16 protein-coding genes, 1 tRNA gene and 1 pseudogene (1 of these 18 only partly in view) are annotated in these 24605 nt (G+C 48.4%); 7 read left to right on the top strand and 11 right to left on the bottom strand.

Annotated features, from left to right (window positions below):
• The 4 genes and pseudogenes from CVT49_00800 to CVT49_00815 all read right to left on the bottom strand — a co-directional run.
• Nucleotides 1–1956: pseudogene (locus CVT49_00800) on the bottom strand (hypothetical protein) (it extends 81 nt beyond the left edge of the window).
• Nucleotides 1957–1998: 42 nt separating this feature from the next.
• Nucleotides 1999–2952 (bottom strand): hypothetical protein, encoded by a 954-nt coding sequence (locus CVT49_00805; protein ID PKK84725.1) that lies wholly within the window; start codon nucleotides 2950–2952, stop codon nucleotides 1999–2001.
• A gap of 35 nt (nucleotides 2953–2987) precedes the next feature.
• On the bottom strand, nucleotides 2988–6377 hold the full coding sequence (locus CVT49_00810) for a hypothetical protein (GenBank protein ID PKK84726.1): 3390 nt from the start codon (nucleotides 6375–6377) through the stop codon (nucleotides 2988–2990).
• Between the two features lie 247 nt (nucleotides 6378–6624).
• Nucleotides 6625–7422 carry a hypothetical protein gene (locus CVT49_00815; protein ID PKK84727.1) on the bottom strand — a complete coding sequence of 266 codons (798 nt, stop codon included), beginning with the start codon at nucleotides 7420–7422 and terminating at the stop codon, nucleotides 6625–6627.
• A 43-nt stretch (nucleotides 7423–7465) separates the two neighbouring features.
• Between CVT49_00815 and CVT49_00820 the strand changes: the two genes are divergently transcribed.
• On the top strand, nucleotides 7466–8560 hold the full coding sequence (locus tag CVT49_00820; protein ID PKK84728.1) for a potassium channel protein: 1095 nt from the start codon (nucleotides 7466–7468) through the stop codon (nucleotides 8558–8560).
• A 12-nt stretch (nucleotides 8561–8572) separates the two neighbouring features.
• Here CVT49_00820 and CVT49_00825 read toward each other — a convergent pair.
• A tRNA-Arg gene (locus CVT49_00825) sits at nucleotides 8573–8646 on the bottom strand.
• 423 nt (nucleotides 8647–9069) lie between these two features.
• Between CVT49_00825 and CVT49_00830 the strand changes: the two genes are divergently transcribed.
• The 4 genes from CVT49_00830 to CVT49_00845 all read left to right on the top strand — a co-directional run bounded on the left by CVT49_00830 (nucleotide 9070) and on the right by CVT49_00845 (nucleotide 12704).
• Complete coding sequence (locus CVT49_00830) at nucleotides 9070–10248, top strand: peptidase S8 (protein PKK84729.1); 1179 nt, start codon at nucleotides 9070–9072, stop codon at nucleotides 10246–10248.
• A gap of 147 nt (nucleotides 10249–10395) precedes the next feature.
• Entirely contained in the window at nucleotides 10396–11523 is a 1128-nt protein-coding gene (locus CVT49_00835; protein PKK84730.1) for a hypothetical protein, read from the top strand.
• A gap of 122 nt (nucleotides 11524–11645) precedes the next feature.
• A complete protein-coding gene (locus CVT49_00840) occupies nucleotides 11646–12050 on the top strand; it encodes a hypothetical protein (protein PKK84731.1) in 405 nt (134 codons plus the stop codon).
• Nucleotides 12051–12092: 42 nt separating this feature from the next.
• On the top strand, nucleotides 12093–12704 hold the full coding sequence (locus CVT49_00845; GenBank protein PKK84732.1) for a hypothetical protein: 612 nt from the start codon (nucleotides 12093–12095) through the stop codon (nucleotides 12702–12704).
• 52 nt (nucleotides 12705–12756) lie between these two features.
• Here CVT49_00845 and CVT49_00850 read toward each other — a convergent pair whose 3' ends face one another.
• From CVT49_00850 to CVT49_00870, 5 genes are all read right to left on the bottom strand, one after another.
• Entirely contained in the window at nucleotides 12757–13746 is a 990-nt protein-coding gene (locus tag CVT49_00850; protein ID PKK84733.1) for a hypothetical protein, read from the bottom strand.
• A gap of 154 nt (nucleotides 13747–13900) precedes the next feature.
• Complete coding sequence (locus tag CVT49_00855; protein PKK84734.1) at nucleotides 13901–14905, bottom strand: hypothetical protein; 1005 nt, start codon at nucleotides 14903–14905, stop codon at nucleotides 13901–13903.
• Between the two features lie 168 nt (nucleotides 14906–15073).
• Nucleotides 15074–16054, bottom strand: coding sequence for a hypothetical protein (locus CVT49_00860; protein ID PKK84735.1), 981 nt, complete (start codon nucleotides 16052–16054; stop codon nucleotides 15074–15076).
• 109 nt (nucleotides 16055–16163) lie between these two features.
• On the bottom strand, nucleotides 16164–21995 hold the full coding sequence (locus CVT49_00865; protein PKK84736.1) for a hypothetical protein: 5832 nt from the start codon (nucleotides 21993–21995) through the stop codon (nucleotides 16164–16166).
• 325 nt (nucleotides 21996–22320) lie between these two features.
• Nucleotides 22321–22713: a hypothetical protein gene (locus tag CVT49_00870; protein ID PKK84737.1), complete on the bottom strand. Its 393-nt coding sequence runs from the start codon at nucleotides 22711–22713 to the stop codon at nucleotides 22321–22323.
• A gap of 149 nt (nucleotides 22714–22862) precedes the next feature.
• Between CVT49_00870 and CVT49_00875 the strand changes: the two genes are divergently transcribed.
• Both CVT49_00875 and CVT49_00880 read left to right on the top strand, forming a co-directional pair.
• On the top strand, nucleotides 22863–23435 hold the full coding sequence (locus CVT49_00875) for a GNAT family N-acetyltransferase (GenBank protein PKK84738.1): 573 nt from the start codon (nucleotides 22863–22865) through the stop codon (nucleotides 23433–23435).
• Nucleotides 23436–23533: 98 nt separating this feature from the next.
• Nucleotides 23534–23989 carry a histidine kinase gene (locus CVT49_00880; GenBank protein ID PKK84739.1) on the top strand — a complete coding sequence of 152 codons (456 nt, stop codon included), beginning with the start codon at nucleotides 23534–23536 and terminating at the stop codon, nucleotides 23987–23989.
• A gap of 12 nt (nucleotides 23990–24001) precedes the next feature.
• On the opposite strand, the gene CVT49_00885 is transcribed toward CVT49_00880, so the two are convergent.
• Complete coding sequence (locus CVT49_00885; GenBank protein PKK84740.1) at nucleotides 24002–24424, bottom strand: hypothetical protein; 423 nt, start codon at nucleotides 24422–24424, stop codon at nucleotides 24002–24004.
• Between the last annotated feature and the right edge of the window lie 181 nt (nucleotides 24425–24605).

Genomic DNA, 24605 nt, shown 5'->3' on the forward strand with positions numbered 1-24605 from the left:
CAGAATATATTTCTGAACATAGCCGACTTCCGGCAGCGCTCCGATCAGGATTTCTCCCGGCGGATTGACAGCATTGGGACATCTGTAATCATACTGTGAGAAACCTGCCCCCGGAACCCACAGATACCGGCCCTCGAGCAGGGTCGTATCAATGACCAAAGGCGGCAAATCAATATAGTCCGTAGAATCGATCAGAGGCGTGGCCCCGACGAAATCTTCGATTCTGGTACCGGCGTTGATCCAGTTATCACGGGTGTCATTAATGGCGCCCATCCAGCCGGAGAAACGCATATTGACGACACCGAAATATCGGGTGTAACTGAAAGGAACATTCTGCCACTGCGGCTGTGTCACATAGGGCACCGATTGGAACGGACTGCGCAACATTGCCCAGGCGCTCATACCGGCATTCAGGCCGTCAAGGACCGAGAGCATGATGTCGCTGTCCATAATCAGCTCACCGCCCGGATTATCTTTAACGACAAGAACGATCTTGTGTTTCAAAATATCCCGCAATAAGACGGATGGAATACCGTATGTTTCGCATCCATTTAACCTGACGATCGGGTAATAATCCTGTGAAGCCTTAAGGGCATTAAAGCGCATACTGCACCGGCTGCCGTCAGGGAAAACATAGGATACATCCGGAAGGGTATCGGTGAAATCAAATGATCCCGGTCCGGCCCAATCTTCTATCATTTGACCGAGAACCTGCTTGATCATCGGCTCAGTAGTAGCGACGTCATATGGGCTCTGCGGAAACACCGGCCAGTTCCAGAAACCGGAAGTACTGGCTCTATAACGGGTGGCATCAATAATAAGGACCTCCCGTTCGAACTTGGGCTCAATTACGGAAACCCATTTGAAGTCCGGAACGGGATCGGGCACATTGGAATCATCCCTGGCCTGACACCAGATCAGGAAATAGAACTGCGATGTTGTGGTAATTGTCGTATCCCGGTAGACATCATATATGTGAGTGTTCTGGTCATAAACCCAGATATCATCCGCCAGCGGGTCATATGAGGAATCAACCAGCTTGTTCAGATCGGGATGCGTCTCAAAACTGTCAAGATACATGTAATCATTCCAGGAACCGAATGAATTATTGCGCCCCAGAGTATCCACAAGAACCCAGGAGGTATCTATAACAATCGTCGTCTCCGGAGGAGTGACCGTGTTGTTTATGAGCGTATCGGGGTCACCTTCGAGCACGAAGGTGTCACCCTTGATGTAAAAATCACCGTAAATATCGACAAAGACCGAATCAATACAGGTGTTTTCCAGTGCCACCATCTGCAGAGAATCAAACGGTCCGTAAAACCGCCAGCGGAATTGGAACGGCGGCGGATTGCGGGGATAATCTATCGGATCTTCGCCGCTCCAGCCAACAGTGACACCTTCCAGAATACCGCCCACGGTCGAGGTGTTGACATAAGGATCATTGACGCCGCGGGCACTGATAGTCGTATTCGGGAAATGGTTGTTCTTATAAAACAGACGATTGGCCACTTCCGATCTCGCACCAAGATTATCGATGGCCTGAATAAAGACATAGGATGCGACATATTTCCTGACGGGATCGCTGATATCCGCCGACATGGTAATCCGGGCGTTTGTCTGCGGATCGTTTACGCTGACATCAAGGACCACCCATGGAATCAGCGTATCCGCGGTCCCGGAAATATAGGCATCGGGATCGAGTCCGACAATGGACTCCTCGACCACGGCATACCGGAACTGGACAATAAAGCCATCCACATCGGTGCCGTACCAGTTGACCGTGGTATCTGAATTAAACCTGGCCTTTTCGACCGGAATATTCACGAACTGAACAACCGGCGGGACATTGCCTCTTTCCGGCCCCTGGATATCATGTTTAAAGAAATCACACCCGCCGATTATAAATAAACCGACCAGCAGCGATGATATTATCAGTATTATTAAGCGCCTCATTTATTTCCTCCTATCTTTTCGGTCGCATAAACATAAATCATATTAAAATACCAGTCCGAGAGTAAAACGGTGGACTTCATTCAGGAAACCGAATTCCTGATAGGCGTAATCCACCGACAGATCCATATCTTCACTGATAGGAAGAATCATACCGCCGCCGGCCGTAAAGCCGTCGGAATCATAATTAAATCTTTCGCCGGCGCGAAGGCTGAACTTGTCCAGAAACCAGTATTCCAAACCAAGATTGTATTTTTCCTCGTTGTCCGAAGGATGCGCGCCTTCCGCGGCAAACATCAGCATATGATTGTCCGAATTAAGAACATCGATCGAAGCGCCGAACTTGAAATTCATGGGCAGAGGAAATTCATCTTTGATAAATTTCATATCGGGACCGAAATTGGAAATCATCATCGCAATCTTGAAGTTCCGATAGCCGGAATTATAACAGGTTCCGACATCGGCGCTCCATCCGGATGCTTTTTCCAGTTCCAGGTTTTCCTGAATATATCGAACCGTCAGGCCCAGCGAAAACTTGTCGGTCAGGAAACGACTGTAGCTGACGGCGACGGCTAGGTCGCCAGCCGAGAAAAACTGCTCATTGCCGGCCTGATCGCGGCCCATCGGGTAGGAATAATCGGTTCTAAGGATATCGCCTGTATTCAGGGCATAGAGCCCCAGGCCAATGACGCCGCCCACCGATTCCATCGGGTAGGCCAGGGCAAAGAATTCATAATTAATTCCCGCCGGCAGGTCGATATGCGTAAACATTGCCTGCCGTCCATAAACATAAGTCAGACCGGCAGGGTTATAGTAAACGGCCGAGGCGTCTGTCACACCGGCAGTAAATGCTTCCGCCATTCCCATGGCACGGGCCGAGACGCCCAGCTCAAGGAAGTTGACGCCGGTTGTTCCAACCTTCGCTTGCGAAAATGCCAACGAAGGCAGAAGAAGCAATACGGCGGCGCATAATGCAATTTTGTATTTATTAAATTTCATCCGCACTGTCTCCTATCTATCAAATTACCAACATTTTACAGACTTACCTGCAAGCCTACTTTTATCTGTCGACCATAAAGCCAGTTGTACGGGTTACGGTCATAATCGGTACCGCCGGTGACGTTAAAGCCGTCGTTCTGGCCGGTATCCGCGCGGCCTGTCTTGGAGTTAACAAAATCAACGTTCTTATTATTGAGAAGGTTATTGATCCAGACGATAAAGCGACAGTTCAAATCAACCAGCTTAAAGTACTTCTCGAATCTGACATCGAAATTCAGCACCGAAGGTTTGCGCAATGAGTTCTCATCGATCGTCTGAACAGATTGATCCACTTCCAGACTGGGATATGATTTATCCGGCGTGAACGGCTTACCACTGTGGAATTTACCCTGAACCGAGAAGGTCCAGCCATTCGGGATTCGTTTGCCGAACAGGTTCGGCTTCATGGTTTCAGGGACGACCAGCTGAACACCGCAGTTTATTTGATGACGAATATCATCATCCAGTGGTTTTTCGCGAAGCGATTCACGATTCAGATAAAACTCTTCGAAATAATCCGTTCTGGTCTGTGACTGCTTGCCATAGGAAAATGCATATGTGTAGTTGATTTCGCCGTTGATCAAACGGCCGCCGCGCTTCTCGACCGTGACCTCAAAGCCGCGGCTGCGGCCGTAGTCACGATTCTGATACTGCTGAATTCTGAGAGCGCCGCCGCCCAGCTTGACCAGGGCCGAGTTGATTTTGTCAAACTCGTCCTTAAAATAACCTGAAATGTCGATGGAATAATCGGCCGACATGGCATACTTGACGCCAAAGGAGTACTGAATGGTTTTCTCATAGTCCAGGTTGTAGTTGCCCACGACATCATTGGCCGATGCCGCCGTCGTATTACGATCATACATATATGAATATGACGGCAGCTGATAGAAATGACCGTAGTTGAAGTGAATCTTGGCTTTGTCCGAAATCGGATATGAGAAACCAATACGCGGCGAAAACTTGTTGCGGTCACCATAAATGATACCGCTTCCGAGATCGTCGTTCTTGGCGACATCCTCCAGACCGGTGGTCTGGATAAAGTAGTCGTAACGGAAACCAAGGCTGGCGATCATCGAACCGTATTCAAGATTGTCGCGGAAATAGAATGTTCCGCTCAAAGGCTTATATTCATAAAAGTCACGCAATTCACCGATTGCCGGGTAACCGCCGCCGTCAGGACGCCCGGTATAGGGCTGTTCCAGGGAACGAATATCTTTCTTGGAAAGCACTTCCTTTTTAAGTTCCGCACCGGCCTTCAATTCATGATTGCCGAACTGCCGGTAAAGCCGGGATTCCAGAACAAATTGGTCGACACCGTGATAATGCCAGACTGTTTCGTCTTTGTAGGTCCCGACGTTGAGGAAGTTGGCTGATCCACCATAATCATATTTTCCGTTGCCGTTCGAATCGGTGAATTTCTCACCCGGGTCATATTTGAAATTGGGCATATCATAAAGACCATTGCCGTTCCTGTCAATGAATGGAATTCCGGGGACCCAGACTTCATAGGGCGAGGTATACGCGGAATTACGGTCCAGATCCTGGTTATCGGAACCGGCGGACATCACAAAGATATCAATACCTTCATCATAAAAACCATTGTTGTTAATGTCGGTGAATGGTTCACCCAGATTGATATCGCCATCTTCATAGGGCTCAGGATTATGTTCATCGACAACATCGCGCCGGTTATAATCGAAAACACCGTTGCCGTTGGTGTCATACAGGTAATCGCCACGATCCCACCGCCCGTTTCCATTCAGATCGATAAAAGGTTCACCTTCGAGATTATTGCCGTGTGAACCATTGTTGAAACGGAAATCGGCAATCTCGCCGCCGCCGGCCTGCTGGTCGGTATAGAACGGGTAATTGCCGTAAGTATAGGCCGGGCCGGGAAGATCGCGACCGTAAAGCGTGGTATCAGGAAATATGTTTACCAGTGGTTCCGGCGCATCATAAACGCCGTTGCCGTTGAGGTCATCATATCTTTCAAATTCGTTATACTGCATAAAGTCATCGGGATCAAGTCCCTTACCGGGATTATTGGGATCACCCGGCTTGTTCCAGAAATCATAAGTATAATAAGAGGCCTTGAAGTAGTAGTGCATATTCCTCGACAACTGGTGCGTCAACTCCAGAGCATAAGACTGCCAGTCGGTTTCACGAATGTCGGCGGTATTGGGTGTGTAGCGGTAACGCCAGTCGAAAATGGTATAACGTGACGCATATGATTTGAAAGAAATAATCATCTTCATATTATTCATCGGTTTCATCAGGAGGTTGGCCGACAGGTTATATTCATTCTGCTGCCGCTCCGGAAGTTCAAAGCCAAGCAGGTTGAAGTAGTCATAATTCAGTGATGTCGAGGGAGTCGAATAGTGGTCATAACTCCAGGGTGAACCTGTCTTGGTGACTTCGGCGAACATGAAGTATGTGACTTCCTTGTCTTCCAGAAAATTCAAACCAAGCGCAGGCAGTATTCGATTCTTCAGAATCGGGTCGGGTCCGCTGAGAGTGAAATAGAGGTTATCAGAATTTTCGGAATATTCATTCAGCGTAGTATTGCCGAAATCATCGGTGATATACTGCACCGTCATATTGGTATTTTCGGGAGAGCCGGTCTGGGTCGTGATTTTGACAATACCGGAAAGAGCATTGCCATATTCAGGGTCGAAACCATCCTTGATAATGCTGATTTCCTGAATCGATCCGGAGGTCAGCGACAGACCCAGGCTGAGCGGCCCGTATCCGCCCAGCGGATCACCGATATTGACACCGTCCACAATGTAAGCAACCTCGCCGGCACGGCCGCCGCGAATGATGATTTCACCTTCGGAGGTGGTCACGACACCGGCCGTCTGCTTCAGCAACTGATCGACATTCTGCACCGGCATGGTCTTGATGGCTTCCTTGGTCATCTTGACTTCACTGGTGACAACATAACGATCGATTATGTCTCTGTCAGCAGTAACCCTGATGACCTTACCGAGGTCCTCAACCGAGGTTTCCAATTGCACATCCTGCTCAGTAGTCCGGTCGGTCGATACCGCGACACCAGAAACTTCCACCGAACTATAAGAAACCGAGGTGACCTTCAATGTATATTCGCCTGGCGGTACGAGCTGAATCAAGAACTTACCGTCGGGGTCCGTCATGGCACCCTGAGTTGTACCAACAAGCATGACCGATGCCCCGGGGACGGGCTCGCCGGTAATCTTATCATTTATCTGTCCCTTGATTTTACCGGTCGTTCCGGCCATGACAAGGGAAGCAAATATCATCAGCAAGGCAATAATAGACGTGAAAAGCAATGCTTTTCTGCGGATTCCCGTCATTACCCATTCCTCCTCATATATTTGTTTGATCATTTTCAAACCGATTATCAATTATATTTTTATCCAGGAAAATTGCGTTTTAAATGCGGCAGTTCGTGAGGTTCCGCCTTTGCAAATCTTTACCATTTTGTAACTTACCTTACTCCTCCAGTAATTCCCGTTATATTTTTATAAGCGTATAACATAGCTCAAAAACAGGCCCTAAGTCAAGCGATTTTTTCGCCTTTCCCCTATTTAATAACTTGTTGTTTCAAGCTATAACTAAAGACATCTCCACTCATTCATATGTTTAAATATTTCATCGTTTTTCAAGACATTTTTCTATCAAATTTACCGTCGAACTTATGATTTCTTCCCGCTCCTTCGGAAGAAATTCGGCGCGCTCAAAAATCAAACCCAGCTTTTCCGCGAAAACGATTCCAAAAATCGGAGAAAAATGATCAATTGTATAAAAATTGTTCTTATCGTCCTTCTCTCCGGGATTAAATAAGGCTGGATCTCCCTCCTGCGCCACCGCCGGACAATTGCTTACGCCGTTTATTTTTATGGACCCCTGATGAATCAGAAAATCACCGATATGCCTTTGGGCACCGCCCGCAATCTTGTTGCGGCCGTCGATCACCTCAAATTTCGATACGGAACTGAAACAGGATTTCAAACGGCCCTTCGAACCACCCGCAAATTCACTGTCGGAGTGGCCCAGCCAATTGGCCGAACGACCCAACCGTAAAAATAGTTCGACCAGGGCATCGGAAATGAGACTATTCGTCGCGGATAACGATCGAAGCTGTTTTGAGAGGATATTGGTGTCGAGGGCCAAGCTGAAGGTCAGTTCGGTGGGGTCATGATAGATTGCCCTGCCGCCCGTAATGCGCCGGATGACAGGCGTTTCTTTGTCGAGCAGGGAGAAATCGACGGCCCTTTCAAGCTTTTGATTATATCCGAAAGTTATTGCCCCCTTATTCCATGTGTAAAGGCGAAGTATCGCCGGGATTCTCCCGCGGCCGTCACTCACCTGCCTGAAGGCCCATTCATCCAGAGCCATATTGCCATATGGGTCGCCATCCGGTGTGATATAATATTTCCCCGCTGTCATACGCACCTTTCTTTTACCGAAAGGAATATATTATCATTGGCCGATGATGACAAGACCCGCCGTCACTTTTCCTGTTACCCGGACATGTTTTTTGTTGAAACTCGAGGGCGTTATGAATATAATTGCGGCTATGAAGAATAACGGATTTACTCCATCCCAAAAACTATTAGTATCAATTGTCATCCTGATCGCACTGGCCGTGACCGGTATGGTCGGTTTCAGCACGCTTGAAGACATGAGCCTGCTAAACAGTCTCTATATGACGATCATCACAATTTCTACCGTCGGATTTGGAGAAGTCCAGACACTGCATACACATGGACGCATCTTCGTCATATTTTTAATATTTTTTTCCATGGTTGCGGTGGCCTTTGCCGTATCTGCCGTCGGGCAGTTTGTACTGGAAGGGCAGTTACGGACGATTTTGGGGAGAAGGAAAATGCAGACAAAAATACAGAAACTTTCAAATCATTACATTATTGCCGGATTTGGTCGTGTCGGGCGTCAGGTGGCCGAGACTTTTCTGGGCCGAAAGATTTCGTTTATCGTCATCGAAAAGGACGGTGCCGCCCTGAACCAACTGGACTCCGAAGGGTACCTCTATGTTCAGGGGCTGGCTACGGAAGATGATATACTGATGCAGGCCGGGGTGGAAAAGGCCAAGGTTCTTGTATCGACTCTTCCGGAGGAATCGGATAATGTTTACCTGGCCCTGACGGCGCGTCATATGAACCCGAATCTTCACATTATTTGCCGGGCCGACAATCCGTCCGGGGAAAAGAAATTGAAACGGGCCGGAGCCAATTATGTCGTTTCACCGCATATTCTTGGCGGGATGCGCATGGCCATGGCGTCGCTGCGTCCTAACGTGGTCGATTTTATGCAGATGACGGCGATCGGAGGCTCGGAAATCGGTATCGAAGAAATTTCGGTTCCGGAAGGGTGCTCAATCGGCGGTAAGACACTGATAGAGTCTCGAATCAAGGCCGATTATGGTGTCACCGTGATTGGGATTAAAAAGGCCGGCCGGGAAATGAGAATCAACCCCCCACCTGATGCCATGGTAGAAGCGGGCGATATTCTGTTAATGGTCGGTTCATCCGAGCAGCTCGAGAAATTTACGGCCAGACTCAGTTAAGGCAATAAAAAATACGCCCAGGAGGACTTGAACCCCCAACCTTCTGGTCCGTAGCCAGACGCTCTATCCAGTTGAGCTATGGGCGCATTAAATGACAGGCGGAATATATAAAATACTCTACGCGATTGTCAATCAAAAAGAACAAGCTGTATAATTTACCCGGTTAGACGAAATTCGATCAGATATTTTCTTGCGAAATTAATAAAACATAATATATTGGGAACACTTCAGGGCTTTAATTTGATCCTGCATTTATGCCCGAAGCCCGACTAACCACCAGAGACATTATTGGACAAGCCGCATTTTGTTTATATGCACAAACCCCGGTGAGGCTGCCCGCTAACCACTCGCGGAGACACCCCGGCTGACCACGCCGAGGAACGTTTTTTAACTAACCGCAAAGAGCTAATCATTACCTGTCGATTGCCTGCTTCGGGCGGTCGGCCGGAATAACGGGGTGAGAGCCATCGCTGCATATAAACAAAAACCTCATTTATCAGGAGGAAAAGATGAGTAAAGTATTGGTCCTTTTATTGACCGTGGCGGCATTAGTTTTTGTCGTTTGGGGTTGTTCTCAGGATCGTACACCAATGTCTTCCGACCCGGAGACCGTCTTATCGACAGCCAGGGTCGGGCAGACCGACGTTCTAATCGGTTTTAAAAGTGAGCATCCGGGCCGGGCCATCCAGGCCGCCGGCGGCTCGATCAAGCGCGAGTACAAGTATGTCCCGATCGTTTTTGCCTCACTGCCCGCGGCCGCAGTTGATGCCCTCAGGAATAATCCAAACGTTCTTTATGTGGAACCGGATATGACCAGGACGCTGGTGGCTCAGGTTCTTGACTGGGGCGTCGATCGGGTTGATGCCGAATATGTCCACAACAATTCCAATTATACCGGAGCCGGAATAGATATTGCCGTCCTTGATACCGGCGGCGATATGGATCACCCCGACCTCACCTGGGCCGGCGGTTATTCGGTTGCCAATAGTGACCCCAATGACTGGGAGGACAAGAACGGTCATGGCACTCATTGCGCCGGTATTATATCCGCCGACAATAACACCATCGGTGTCGTCGGTGTCGCTCCCGGATGTGACATCTGGGCGGTCCAGGTCAGCCGGACTTCCTTGATCTCCATTTCTGATATTATTGCCGGGATCGACTGGTGCATCGCAACCCATCATGATTCCGATCCGAACAATGATATTAAGGTGATGTCGATGAGCTTCAGTGGACCATCATCTGATGCCGAAACAACGGCACTTTTGGCCGCCTATAACGAGGATATTCTCCTGGTGGCGGCGGCCGGCAACTCCGGCGGCCCGGTCGAGTACCCCGCAGCACATAGTTTTGTAATGGCCATCTCCGCTTCTACCTCAACCGATGCTAAAGCCTCATATTCATGCTACGGCCCGGAAATTGAGCATATCGCTCCCGGCAGTTCTATTTATTCGACCTATAAAGGCGGTAAATATCGTACCATGAGCGGTACCTCCATGGCTTGTCCGATGGTAGCCGGGGCCGCAGTCCTGGCCTGGTCGGCGCATCCCGGCTACAGCCGCGATCAGATCCGCACCCTGCTTCACAATACCGGCGAAGACATTGGTCTAAGCAGCGATTACCAGGGTTATGGACTAATCGACGCCGAAAATGCCACCCTGGGAACAACAAACGGCAACGATTATTAGAATATTTCCAGCGATGGCCTAATCACAAAGGCTGCGGCGTTTAGCTGCGGCCTTTTATAATTTCCGCCCAAAATGCAATAATTATTGCGTATCGTTTGAAATATTGATATTTTTGTTTCCACTTTTTACAAATGTGAAAGAAGAACAATGCCGAAAAATATTTCTTATGGATTAAAGGTCGCTTTGCTCATGGGGCTCCTGTCTTTCGCCGCTTGCGGAACCGACGAACTGGCCCGACATAAGGAAAAGACAACTGATCGTGGAAACGGCCGCCTCTCCTCTTCCGAGTTAATCGAAGTAGCCCATTCGGAAAACCAGTGGACCGGTATCGCGATCTCGAAGGAGGGTCGGATCTTTGTTAATTTCCCGCGCTGGTCACCGGCGGTGACCACGTCGGTGGCGGAGCTGATGCCGACAGGCGAGCAGAAAGCATACCCTTACCGAAAAGTCAACGATTGGAATCCGACCTTATCCCCCAGGGACCATTTTGTCTGTGTCCAGTCGGTCTATATCGATGATGAGGATTATCTCTGGATACTCGATCCGGCCAACCCTTATTTTCGGGGAGTTTTGGAAGGAGGCGCCAAGCTGTTAAAGGTCGATCTCGTGACAAATGAAATAGTCCAGAAAATATTTTTCGATTCGACCATTGCTCCGGCCAACAGCTATCCTAACGATGTCAGAATAGATACCAAAAAGAAAGTTGCCTATATTACTGATTCCGGGTCAGGGGCATTAATTACAGTCGATCTTGTAACCGAGAAAAGCCGCCGCCTCCTGGCGAATCATGCTTCCACCAAGTCGGAGAATATCCCGCTGATCATAGACGGGCGGCAATGGTTCCGACCGGATGGCAGCACCCCCTCAGTTCACGTTGACGGCATCACCCTCGATCATGAACATGAATATCTGTACTATCAGGCATTAACCGGCCGGACTCTGTATCGCATTGCCACAAAGTGGTTACTTGATGATATGATCACCGACTCCGAACTTGGCGAAAAAGTGGAGTTTGTCTCACGGCTGGGAGCCGCCGATGGCATCCTTATGGGCCCGGATAATAATCTATATTTGACGGCGATAGAAGACAATGCCATCAAAAGAATCACACCGCAGGGAGTGTTGGAGATCGTCATCAAAGATCCCCGGATCGAGTGGCCCGACAGCTTTGCGTTTGGGCCTGACGGTTATATATATTTCACGATCTCACAGATTCACCTTGGCGCCGCTCGCCAGCAGCCATACAAAATATTCAAATTTAATCCGATGTTATAGAGATTTAAAAGAGACCATTACAGATATTTCGTGTATTTGACCTTGCCTTTTCCACAATTATTTATTTTATTTAAATAATCAATCGGTTACTTATTTGTCAATTTTCTAACAGGGAGTCCGCTATGAATAGATATCCCTTCATTCTGTTTTTAATTTGCCTTGTCTTACTTATCTCATGTTCATCGCCGACCGGTCAGAAAGACGAGAGCATCGCGGCAATCACGGATGGCGGCGATATCAGCATGCAAATAGGCGGCCAGGGCGACGACAACCAGGCATGCCCATCCACGCCGATAACAATATCGCTGCCTGAGGGTTCTTATGTCGATTTCTGGATTACTTCGGCGACCGGGTATCATATTCGAACATTGATTGACCATGAGTATCATAATGCCGAGGTAATTGAGCTGGCCTGGGATTTTAATAATGATAAGGGTACGACGGTTTATGACGGCTTTTATCTTTTCAATGTCAAAGCCGGTTCTTTTACCGCGGCCGTACTGTATTTCGTCAGGACAAACATCTGACGGAGATTTATTTAACCAAGTATTTTGGGAGACTATGGACCAATGAAAGTCAAATTCAATATTATATTCTGTTTCCTTGCCATTGCGGCCGCTTTCGTTCCGTCCTGTAACAGCACTTATGCCGCGGAAACCATCGGGTACGGCGATAATATCGTCATGGCCGGTCCCGGTTTTCAATATCCTTTGAGAGGGGATTTTCGAGATTATCACGGCAATAAATTCGATTTTAATGTGCAATATTATCGATATTTCGGCAATTGTTTTGCGGCCGGCATTAGAGCGGGCTATATTATACCCGACAAGGGTGACATTCAACTAAAATATTCCAACATCAGTTTTTCACCACTGTTAAGATATTATCCTTCGTTTGCCGATCATGTGGTTTATTGCATCGGCGGGGTCGGGTTCAATTTTAGAAAGCTTGAAGCTGATGTTGCCTATGAATCTGTACCTGATGCGGGCAGCCTGCGAATTAGCGATTTCGGTCCCTCTTTGATCATCGGGGCCGGAGCTGAAATCAGATTAACGGGTACCATCATAGTCGGTCTTGAAACGACGCTTGACTATATTTACGACAAAGAAACCGACCGCGGCGCCTTCGGCAACACCGGGGGCCTGAATATTCTGCTGAATTTCGGGTATTTATTTCATTAAAAAATCCGGCCGAAAAAACGGCCGGATTCAATCTATCGATTTATTATAAGGATTAACTCTGTCTTATGACGCGGAGGGCGTCCGTCATCATGCGGTAGGCCGTCTTCTCGGAGTTGGCGCGAATGGCGGTAAAACATTTGTCGCACTGATTGTGCGCCGAAAAACGCTTCTTCAAATCGTCCTGCGAGTCATATCTTTCGCGAAACATCCCGCACGGTGTTAACTTTCCCCACGGGTTAACGATAAGGAATCTCTCTCCGGCCCGGCAATTTTCCTTCTTGCCCGACTCAAAGAATTTTATCATTTCCCGCATGGTCCATTCCGATGTAATAATCGGATAGCCCTCGCTTTGCATCTGTACCAGTTTATCCACCACGCGGCGGAGTTCATCCAGTTTTTCCTTATCCTTGAACAGATAGCTTTCATCGCCGGTCCGCATACAGTTGTAGGTGCTGTAATTGACACCGACCCCCCATTCGGCGGCCAGTTCGGCGATACGCGGCAAGTCGCGGAAATTATCGCTCTGTACGACACAGGCCAGAAGAATGTCATTGTTGCCGTGTTTGGCAAGTTTGGGAGCCAGCTCGCGGATATGCTCGAAATTCTTATGGAGCTTCCTGAATTCATTATGACGTTCGTCGGGATAATCGAATGACCATGAATATTGATCGACGCCGGCCTCACGCAGCTTAAAATATCTTTCCTCATTAAGAATCTGAACATTGGTCGTGATAACAAAAACGGCCACCTTATCCTTCTCGCGCATGGCTCGGATTATATCATAAATATCTCTTCTAATAAGCGGCTCGCCGCCCGATATCTGGGCCACCGCCGGGCGCAGTTTGGCGATATAACCGGCAAACACTTCCGGCCCCAGTTTCGGTTCGTCGATTTTATTATAAAGCCCCAGATCGCAGTGTTTACAATCGGCGTTGCAATTATAAGTGACTTCAAACGATACCGTAATAGGTTTTCCGACAGCCATATTCTTGATGGTACGGGCGACTATTCTGGCCTGTCTCCCGGCATTCAATTTCGGCATTATCCGACACTCCCCTGTCTGAACTGTTAAACCTGCTCGAATTCCCTTTCAAGGAATTATAACGTACGACATTTATACGTCAACCGCAATAACTGTTTAAATTATTATTCCGGCACTTTTGCGGCAAAAGCAATATCCGAAACACCACATTATTTCATTGGAAGTACAAACGATAGAATATATAAGCAATAATTAAGACAATTATTGCAATCACAGAGAAAAGGCCTGTCTTCGATTTCTCTTCCGGCGGCGGCGGCGGGGCTGACCTGACTTCCTCCCGCAATTTGGAAATTGATTCGATAATCTGATTTTCCCGCAAAATCGCTTCATCGCCCTCTACCGGAATCGTCACGGCAGAGATTTCGGCGGTCCCCGAGGCCCCATCCACCAGGTCTATACGTATGGCCACGATCGACACATTATCGACCCCGCCCCGATCATTGGCCAACTGCACCAGGCTCTCGGTAATCTGCTCGGCACTGTCGCCGCACTCTCTGACTACCATAAAGATGTCTTCATCCGAAGCATAACCGCACAGGCCGTCAGAACAAAAAATATATATATCGCCGGCGTTAATCCTGCGGGCACGGTAATCGATCTCGACCGTTTCGTGGATACCGAGCGCCCTGGTTATAACATTCTTATTGGCCATCATGGCCACTTCCTGACTGGTGTACTGGCCGGTTTGCGCCAATTCAGCCACCCATGAATGATCAACGGTCAATGGAGTCAGACTTTCAGCGGCGTACAGATAGGCCCGGCTGTCGCCGACATGAGCGATATTAATGATATCATCCTGCAGAACTCCGGCCACTATGGTCGTCCCCATCCCGGAATAATCGCTGCGCGAGCGGGACTTTATATAAATACTGCGGTTGGCGATTCTTATCCCCTTCACCAGCAGATCCCCCAATACCGGAAAAACGGCTGGAATCGACAAAACTGTATCGCGAGAAATTTCGTTGGCCAGATTCGAAAAGCAGTATTGAATTATTTCGCAGGCCTCTCTTGAAGCGACCTCACCGGCCTGGTGCCCCCCCATACCGTCACAGACCATAAATAAATTCAGTTCATCGTCAACCCGGATGCTGTCTTCATTGGAACTGCGGACAAGACCGACGTCGGTTTTACCGGCTGTTGTTATTCTAAGATTCAATATCTCCTCGGTTGTTGTGCTCCATCAATAAAAGGCAATATGCAATTATAAAAAAGAAAAACAGGGTCATCAAGTAAAAAAAATGCGCTGTTTGACTGATTTTGTAATAAAAAAGCCTTTATAAAAAACCCCGGATACCGGGGTTTTTTATAAAGAACTTAAAAATCCGGCCTATTTCAACAGGGCCATTTTCTTCATGGCGGTATTATCGCCGGCTTTAAGCTTGTAGAAATAGATGCCGCTGGCTAAGGATGCGCCGTCGAATTCGATGATATGATTACCGGGCGCCATATCTCCCAGATCGAGCTTTTCGACGCGTGAACCCAGGATATTGAAAACTTCCAGGGTCACTTCGGATCGGACAGTCAGGTCGAAGGCGATTTTTGTCGAAGGATTGAAGGGGTTGGGATAATTCTGATACAATTCAAAACCCCCGGGAAGCAACCCAGTATCATCATCTGAAATATCAGTGGAAATACGAACATGGGTCACCACTGAACTTTCGATATATACGGAATTATCGATTCCTGAAGTCACTCTGAAATCGACCTGGTCATCGACTTCATAAAACAGCGCTTTTGGTATCAGAACATCAATATAGACCGTCGCTTCCTCGCCCGGACCGGCATAAACAAAATCGGCCGACGTATGAATAATCCAGCCGTGAAAGGTCGTCGCTGTCGCCCGATAAAAATCGAGCCCTTCTCCGGTATTGCGAACTGTCACATAGTAACGTACAGTATCGCCGGGCATGGCATCCTGATCGCCGGGCAGAGCCGCAGCTTCAATCAAAACAGCCGCGCTTGCCGATAGATTAACTTCCGACGTGCTGCCCATCCCTATCCAGACAGGGTCATCGGGCCCCTCAGTCAGCGCCAGGCGGCCATTAAGATAAAAAGTCAACGCGTCGCCCTGCTCCGCTCCCTCATCAACATCGATGCTGTAAATATCATCCCCGTATACAGGTATGAATCCGTAAATACCTTCATATTTTACCGTCCAGGTACCACAATGAGCGCCGTCGGGGTCATAGGCATCAATAATGGATCCGACCGGTACCGGGTTCCCATTATATGTCGTTGCTGATCCCCGCAAATTGGCCCACACATTGGTCGGGACGACCTCTCCGAAAGCTACCCCCGCCGCCAGCAAGCTCCATCCGCCGATAACCAGAGTCAGTATGATTTTTCTAAACACTTATATCACCATCCTTGACCGGGCGCCATTTTATGACGCCCGGTTTGGAATTTATGGTTTTCGGTTATTTCATCAATACCATCTTTTTGGATGTTTCGAACGAACCGGCTTTCATGCGGTAGAAATAGATTCCGGATGCGACCGGCTCACCGCTCGAACTGGTACCGTCCCAGACCACTTCGTTACGACCCGCTTCGGCCATTCCGTCAAAAACGGTCTTGACCATCTCGCCAAGAATATTATACACCTCGATCGAGGCTTTCATGGCCTGCGGAACCGAGAATGAAATGTTGGTGACCGGGTTGAACGGGTTCGGATAGTTCTGGCCCAGACTGAAATCGTTCGGCAGCAGGTTATCTTCTGTCTTGGCCGTAACGGCGCCGATCTCAACCTTATCGCCCATCGTGGTCCAAATGAAGGTTTCATTTGTTCCGACACCGTCAATTAACAGGCTGAATTCCTCGTTTGATCTCAGGCCTTCCCTGTCAGTCGTCAGCGGATCATCGCCGTAAACAGGGACAAAGCCGAAGCGGCCGTTTTCACCGACCAGGCCGGCGCCGACAACTCTGCCGTCAGCGGCGACAACCTCGATTTCGGAACCGGTCGGGACTGCTCTGCCGTCAAGGATCAGCTCACGTGAGTAGATATTAATCCACTGTCTTGAAGCCATTACCTGCGATTGAGCCGCCTTGGCCGTTCTGTAACCGGCAAACTCCTGCTTGAAGACAACCGACGGACCGCTGCCCGGATATACGAGGATATCATCACTCATCACTTTCAGCCAATATCCCAGACCGGGATACATATGCTGCATGGTCGAGTATTCCGGAGCAACACTGGGATCCCAGATCAAACCCGTGCCGTCGAAGCTCAACGCGATAATCAGATTTTCATAAACCGATGTTAGAGCATGCGGCGTCGTATCGGGCATATTAGGCAGATAGGAAACCAGGTTCCAGCCGGCTTCGAGATTGATCGGAGTGGTTACGGCAATCGGCACACCGGTAACGACAAGCGTCTGCGGGCAGGTCATCTTGACCCAGTATCCATGATAATGGTCGGCGCTCCACAGCGTCGAGAACTCGGGCAGGGTCGGGTCATAAGTCATACCGCCGCGCTCGAATCCAAGCACCACCTCGACGCAACCGGAAATCGAGGCCAGCAGGGCTTCGATATCGTCATCGGGAGTATCGACATTCCATGAAATCAGATTCCAGCCTGCATCTAGAGCAATTGTCCGCTCTTCGATAGTATAGACATCAAGGCAGACTTCCTTGGAGTCGCCGTTCTCTGTCCAGAATCTGTCGCCTACGGCGTTGGCCGGATAACCGTTGATGAAGAAGGAAATTTCATCGCCCGGCTCGGCGCCTTCATCAATTATGGTGTAAATATCATCACGATAAACCGGCATCAAACCGTACTTGCCGGCTTCAGTAACATACCAGGTTCCGCAATGGACGCCGTCCGGATCATAGGCATCAACCACCGACCCGATCGGAAGCGGGACATTGTAGAAAGAGTTTTCATCACAATAGAAGTTAACCCATTCATTCGTCGGGGTAACATCCGGAACCCCGGTCAACACTATGTCAAACCCGATTTCGTTGAAACCAATTTCCTCGACCAGACCGGGATAGTAGCCTTCCTTGTAGGCATAGGCGTCAAACGGGAAGATACTGTTGGCATGGCAAAGGAACTGGCCGTTGATATCGGTAGTTTCGGTCAGGATTACACCGCCGCCCGGGAAATCATCCCAAAGTTCGACGGTGGCGCCTTCGATTTCATTGTCTTCATCGTCGATAACACGACCGCAAACCATGGCAGCGGCAGTGTCGATCAGAATCTTGCCGGCAATGAAAGTCGGATGGATTATATCAAGGTCGCTGCTGATAAAGGTCAGACCGAAGCCGGTGAAATATGATGATGTGTCGATCGTCACCTGGGCTTCGGTGGCACCCGGCCTAACACTGAAATGCAGCTTCGCCAGCATACCGCGGCCCGCCGGGACATCCGGTTCGAAAGTTGGGAGGATGGCTATCTCGGCGTGCCAGGTGTCATTATCTATCGCCACCGGTTTGCTCTGGACATAAGCGACACGGGTTCCATCGAAAGTGATACCGTCAAGCATCACCGAACCGGAGTTCCAGGTCAACGGCAGATGGATGGCACTGAGCGGATCGAAGTTGCGGAAATAGACCGGAATGACCACGTCGTTGCCGGGAACGGCCGGAACCGCCGGGATCCAGACCGAATCGGCCTTGGTTACCGGGCCCAGAACCGTCAACATGACCGGAACTGAAACAGGCGGGAAATATGGAACTTCAAACCCGGGGTAAATTACCACGGAATCGATATAGACACCGGGGCTCAACATGGAGGTGTTGGCAACCAGCAGTAATGATTTTGGCGTTACATATGGGGGCATGCCAAAGGGCTCAACCGTGAGCCATGGTTGACCATGGAAGAAAGTAAACATGACATTCTGGCCCGAGGTATCGAAGACAAAAAGCGAATCGTAAATCATTTCGCCCTGGTTGACGGTCCAGTTGAAGGACATCGGCCAGGTATTAATAACCACCGGAAGCTGTGAAGGTTGAACATTTACAATGACCGGTACCTTGACCGTTTCAAAGGTAACCGAATCCATCGGATTATAAATCAATATCGTATCGGAATGGTATCCGACGGAGAGTCCCTCGGTCCTTATATTAAAGAAGATCGAATCAGGCGTCTGAGGAATGACAGTAATAACAGACGGGAGGAGTTCCAGCCAGCTGCTGCCAAAAATCGTTTCATACATAAATGGTACGTTCATGCCGTGTGTTTCATAGACACTCAGCACCTGATTTATGAGGGAATCACCAGGATCCAATGTAAAGTAGAAACTCGAAGGGAATGTTTCCACCACTGGCGTCGGGGCCACAATGGTCAGCGAAACAGGCACTTCAATCGAGCTGAACAGCGGCGGATCATTTTCAGCGGAAACGATTCTTATTGTATCATAATACGTATTGCCGACGGCCAAATTCGAATCGGTAATAGTAATGTGAAGGAATCTTGGCGTAGTGTACGGACTGGGGAAATAAGGTTCAACGCCGAGCCAGTTTTCTGTATGCCAGGTTGTGAATTCGACATTGCGATCGAACATCTCCGATATAAAGAGAGAATCGTACCGATAACCACCTATCTCCAGAGTGTAGTCCAGAGCGGCGGGGTCGGCCTGGAGAACATAATCGGCATGAACCGTCAGTCCTACGGGGATATACTGCGGTGAATTGACCGCGCCTTCTCCCCACACCCAGATCGTATCGAAATATGTCCCCGGCGCAAGTCCGGCGGTATTTATATCGATCGCGAATTTCTTCGGCGTAATAAGCGGCGAAACCGGAATAGTATCGAGATAGAGCCAGCCTTCCCTGTTATTGGTCCAGAAAGTGATCGACTGACCATTGACTTCGTAAACATTGACGCTGTCGATCGCAATTACTTCCTCGCCATATTCCAGCGTAAAATCAAACACGGTCGGTTCGACGGCAATCTGAGTTATGATGACTTCATTAACCGTCAGGACGACCGGAATATTTATGATGTCTTTGGCCGGAAGCGGGCCTTCGACAACGATGGTGTCATGATAGATGCCCGGATCAAGCCCGGCCGAATTGACGCCAAATTCGATTGTCGCCGGTGTCGATGGCGGTGTCACGAAGACGGGCAGGGTCAGCCAGGAACTGCTGTTGGAAATTTCGAATTGAACCGTCATTCCGTGGGTTTCACTGATATGCACCGAATCGGTTAACGCGGCGCCCTCATTCAAAGTAAAATCAAAAGAGGTCGGCATAACTTCGAGCGCCGGCACGATTACTTCCTCAACTGTCAGGCTGATCGGAATCGTAACCGGGCTGTTTATGGCATCATTGGCCGTGATTGTTAGAGTATCGAAATATTGTCCCGAAGCTAGTCCGGCGGTCGCAATACTGAACTTGCCATAATCAGGCGTGTTATAGCCGACTGCGGGAATCAGCAACCAGCCCGTTTTTCCGGACAAGGTAAATGGAATATTGCGCCCGAATAACTCCTGCACATAAATGGAATCAGGCTTGTCGCCACCTTCCAACAGGGTATAATTACGCGGCGTGACATCGATAGCCAGTTCGATTTCCGGCACAACATCATTGACAAAAATAGCCACCGCTTCCGAATCGGCTAGAGCGCCGTCAGAAGCAATAATGATTACCAGATAATCGCCGGCCTGGGACGTGTCAGGATTGAAGATGAATTGCCCGGTGCCGTCGCCGTTATCGACAATACTCGCATTCATCATAACATTTTCGGCAGACAGGGTCGGGAAGGTTCCATCCGGGTCGGTGGCCGTGATGTCAAGAACCAGTTGCTGACCTTCATCGACAAATACCGGGCCGACCGCAACCTGAGCCAGAACCGGAGCACGGTTGACATTATTGACGGCGATATCGACAACATCGGAAACCGTGGCATCCCCGTCCGAAGCATAGAATGTAATTGGATAATCGCCCGATTGATCAAAAGTCGGGGTCCATTCGAAGGTTCCCGTTCCGTTTCCGTTATCTGTAAATGAGGCTCCGGTCGGCAATGTCGAAGAGGACAATGCCGGGATCGCACCGTCGGCGTCGGTTGCGGAAACGTTGAAAGTCAGAAATATATTTTCATTCGTGGATTGTGGTCCCGGTACGGTGAGCACCGGTTCACGATTGACATTATTGACGGTAATATTTACAACTCCGGAATCCGTAGCGCTTCCATCCGCGGCATAGAATGTAATCGGATAGGCTCCCGATTGCTCATAGGTGGGGGTCCAGTTAAAGGATCCGGTGCCGTTTCCGTTATTGGTAAAGTTGGCGCCGGCCGGCAAGGCCGAAGTTGATAAAGTCGGAATGGTGCCGTCGGGATCGGTCGCCGAAACGGCAAAGGTCAGCAGAACATTTTCATTAACGTTCTGAGCTCCCGGGACAGTAATCACCGGCTTTTGATTGACATTATTTACGGTGATGCTAATCGCCTCTGAGACAGTATCCTTACCATCGGTGGCGAAAAATGTAACCGGGTGGGTGTTGGACTGCGTGAAAGTCGGTGTCCAGCTGAATGTTCCGGTTTTGTTGCCGTTATCGACGAAGGAGGCGCCGGTCGGCAGTGTGGATGTATATAAATGAATGACATCGCCTGCGTTAGCATCGGAAGCACTTACACCGAAAGTAAGCAAGGCGCCTTCATTAACTGTCTTATTTCCAATTGGGTCCAAAACCGGTGGTTCATTGGCAAAAGGATCATATACCGTAAAACAGTATGGCCCTGAAAAATTGGCGCCCGGATCATCGAAAAGCCAGTCAAATTTTCCGGCCGGTGTAACTCCGGGAATCATGCAGGAATCGATGCAAATGGTCCCGGGTTGATCAATTTTATATGCAAAATTGATATAATTTACCGGTGCCGGATCCAATCCCCAGCCAAAGAGGGAAGCTCCCGAGAAGTTTATGGTATCGGGCAGGACGCCATCCCAGCTGAAACCGAACCAATCTTTTAGAAGCAACCAGTAACCGGTCCAGGTGGGGGTCTGAAAAATGGAACTGTCCGCGGTGTAAGTCTGCGTCCGCCATTCAAATATCCTCTGCCCGGCAATATTGCGATGCGTCACATTGGTAATCGACCCATCGGGGCTGTAGAAAAATAGCGGAATACTAACGCCGCTAAGGTCACCAAAGTCGTTCTGCATGTAAAGATCGACCGTGAAAGGTTCGCCCACCATCACTGTATTGGGGCTGATTTCCGGCGAGACTTTGGCGGTAATAGTTGTGGCATTGGCCTGACCAAAGGATAAAATAACCAGGCAGGCCAGCGCCATAAGAAACCAATTACGTCTCATCTCCCACTCCTATCTTGTTTCGATTAAATAAATTGTGATTTTTTTCCAACTTATTGACGTTATTCGGCAATGAACTGTTCATATACATATATTGTAAGCAGAATGCCCGCCACCTCACATGTCGGGAAATCCAATCTGTCTCATCAAATTACAGCCCTAGTCACCATGTTTAGCAATTATATTAGCAAACCCAATACCGAGACACAATTGTAAGCTATAGCAAGTAAATTAACCCTAAGTCATTACTGTATAAAAAATACGTTTTACCTGATGTTTGTCAAGTTATTTAATATCAAATAGATATGCAAAAGCATGCACAAAAATGCTAATCTGTGGCACTCTTACCGGCAACACGTTTTTTTCTTAAAAAGAGGTATATAATGATAAACGATGCCCCCAGAACATCGAACAGGAAATCAAATGGATCACTATGCCGACCCGGAATGTAACTTTGATAGATTTCATCGAAAACGGCAAAAAGAGTAATAAAAAACATGGAGAGGAAAACGGTAAATCTTCCCTGAAGGTTGGGTGAGAGATTTGAAAAGGAGCGAAATATTAAGACGGCAAAGATGGCATATTCGATAAAATGTATCAGCTTGTCCAATGCAATTATTTTGACCGGCGGCAAACCCAGGCCGTGTATGGAGGAAATTATAATAATCAGGGTTCCATAGAGAATGGCCGGCAGATGATATTTCGCAAAGTATTTTATCATTTATCTACCCAAACAAGGCAAGACTAACGCTTTTTTCCGCCCGAAGCAAGGAAAAACCGCCTTATGTCATATTATCGGCTGAATATTTGACTTGACATAGGACATTTAAAAATAATTAATAAGCATAACGCACAAAGGAAGATAATAATTTGAGTTTGAAGAAAAAAAACGAAAATAACCTTATTCCAACCATCCCCTCATTGATCGGAAAGGATGTCTATCTGCGACCCGCCGATGCCGCCGATTATGAATTGACATATCAATGGTTTCTGGCCGCCGATCCCCAGTCCCAAACCTGCCGGCATTCGATTCTGACGACTCCGGCCAATGCCGCCGAACGGGGCCGGCACCGGGAGCCGACGCCGGATCGCGGAGAATTCATTATTGTCCGAATCGAGGATGACCAACCTGTTGGAAAGTTAAGCTTTTTCAATTTGAATATGTTGAATCGGTCGGCGGAACTTGGATATACTGTTGACCCCGACGAGCAAAAAAAGGGCTATGGCGGCGAGGGCCTGCGCCTGCTGATCAAATACCTGTTTCTGCAATTGAATCTTAATAAAGTCTATGCCCAAACCGGATCATTCAATAAAGCTTCGATCAAACTGCTGGAATCGCTCGATTTCAAACTCGACGGCACCCTGCGGCAGCATCATTATTACAATGGCGACCTTTATGACGACCTGGTCTATTCCCTGCTAAGATTCGAGTTTTCTTTCTAGAGATTTTCATCTTTTTGGCCTTAATTTTTCGGAGACAACAGAACCAATATATTTTCGCCAACTCGACGTATATATAGTAATAATCAGAATTATTCTCTATGAATACAGGAGGCAGGATGAGAGTCCATGACATACTAAAATCAAAAGGCTCCGGTTTTGAGGCGATTTCCCCCGGTCAAGGCGTCAAGGAAGCAATTAATAAGATGTTGGATAAGAAAATCGGTTCGCTGCTGGTTATGAATAATGAAGAGCTGGTCGGCATTGTCACCGACCGTGATATTTTCTGGAAGGTGAATCGTGAAGGCGACAGGATGCTTTCCGTAAAGGTCGCGGATATTATGACAACTAAACTGGTTGTCGGCTTGCCCGATGATGATATCGAAACCGCGATGGCTTATATGACCAACAACCGGTTTCGCCATCTGCCGATTATGGATGGTTCCAAAGTCGTGGGGATAATCTCCATAGGTGATATTGTCAAAGCCCAGGTTCATAATCTCAAAGTCGAAAACCGGTACCTGATTGATTATATCACGGGCAAATATCCCGCCTGATAGATTAATTATTTAATCTTTGATCGATGACGGGCAGATACAGAAGCGATTTTCATCGCTGTACCAGAGGCCGATAAGCAGAATAAAGAAATAGACCAGATTACGGCTTATCATTTCATAATCACCGCGGACAGCCAGGCCGAAAGTCAGTATTGCCAGCAGAATCCCGGTTGCGACCAGAACCGCGCGATACTTAAATCCAATCAAATATGATATGCCGATGCCTATTTCAGCAAAAGGCAGAATATACATAAAGGCATAAACCGCAGCCATCGGCAGCCATGTCTCCAAAAAAGGCCGGGCCATGGATTCAACGGAGCGGTCATAATCTATAAATATATCCAGCCCATGCGCAAAAAATACCAGCCCGAACATGAGCCTTATAAGAAGCGATATCCAAACATTTTTCGACAAACCATCCCCCTTTTTAAACAGGCATTAATTGATACGCGGCAAAATCTTCTTAAGTTCCACAATATTGGACTCATTCTATCCAATAACGATAATAATGACACCAGGCATAAAAAAATCGGGGTGAGAGGATTTGTCGTAGATCCTGAGTTCCGAAGGATCGTAGATGCTGAGCGAAGCGAAGTAAACCTCCGGCATAAAAAAA

It is taken from the genome of candidate division Zixibacteria bacterium HGW-Zixibacteria-1, from assembly GCA_002838945.1.
GTDB lineage: Bacteria > Zixibacteria > MSB-5A5 > GN15 > PGXB01 > PGXB01.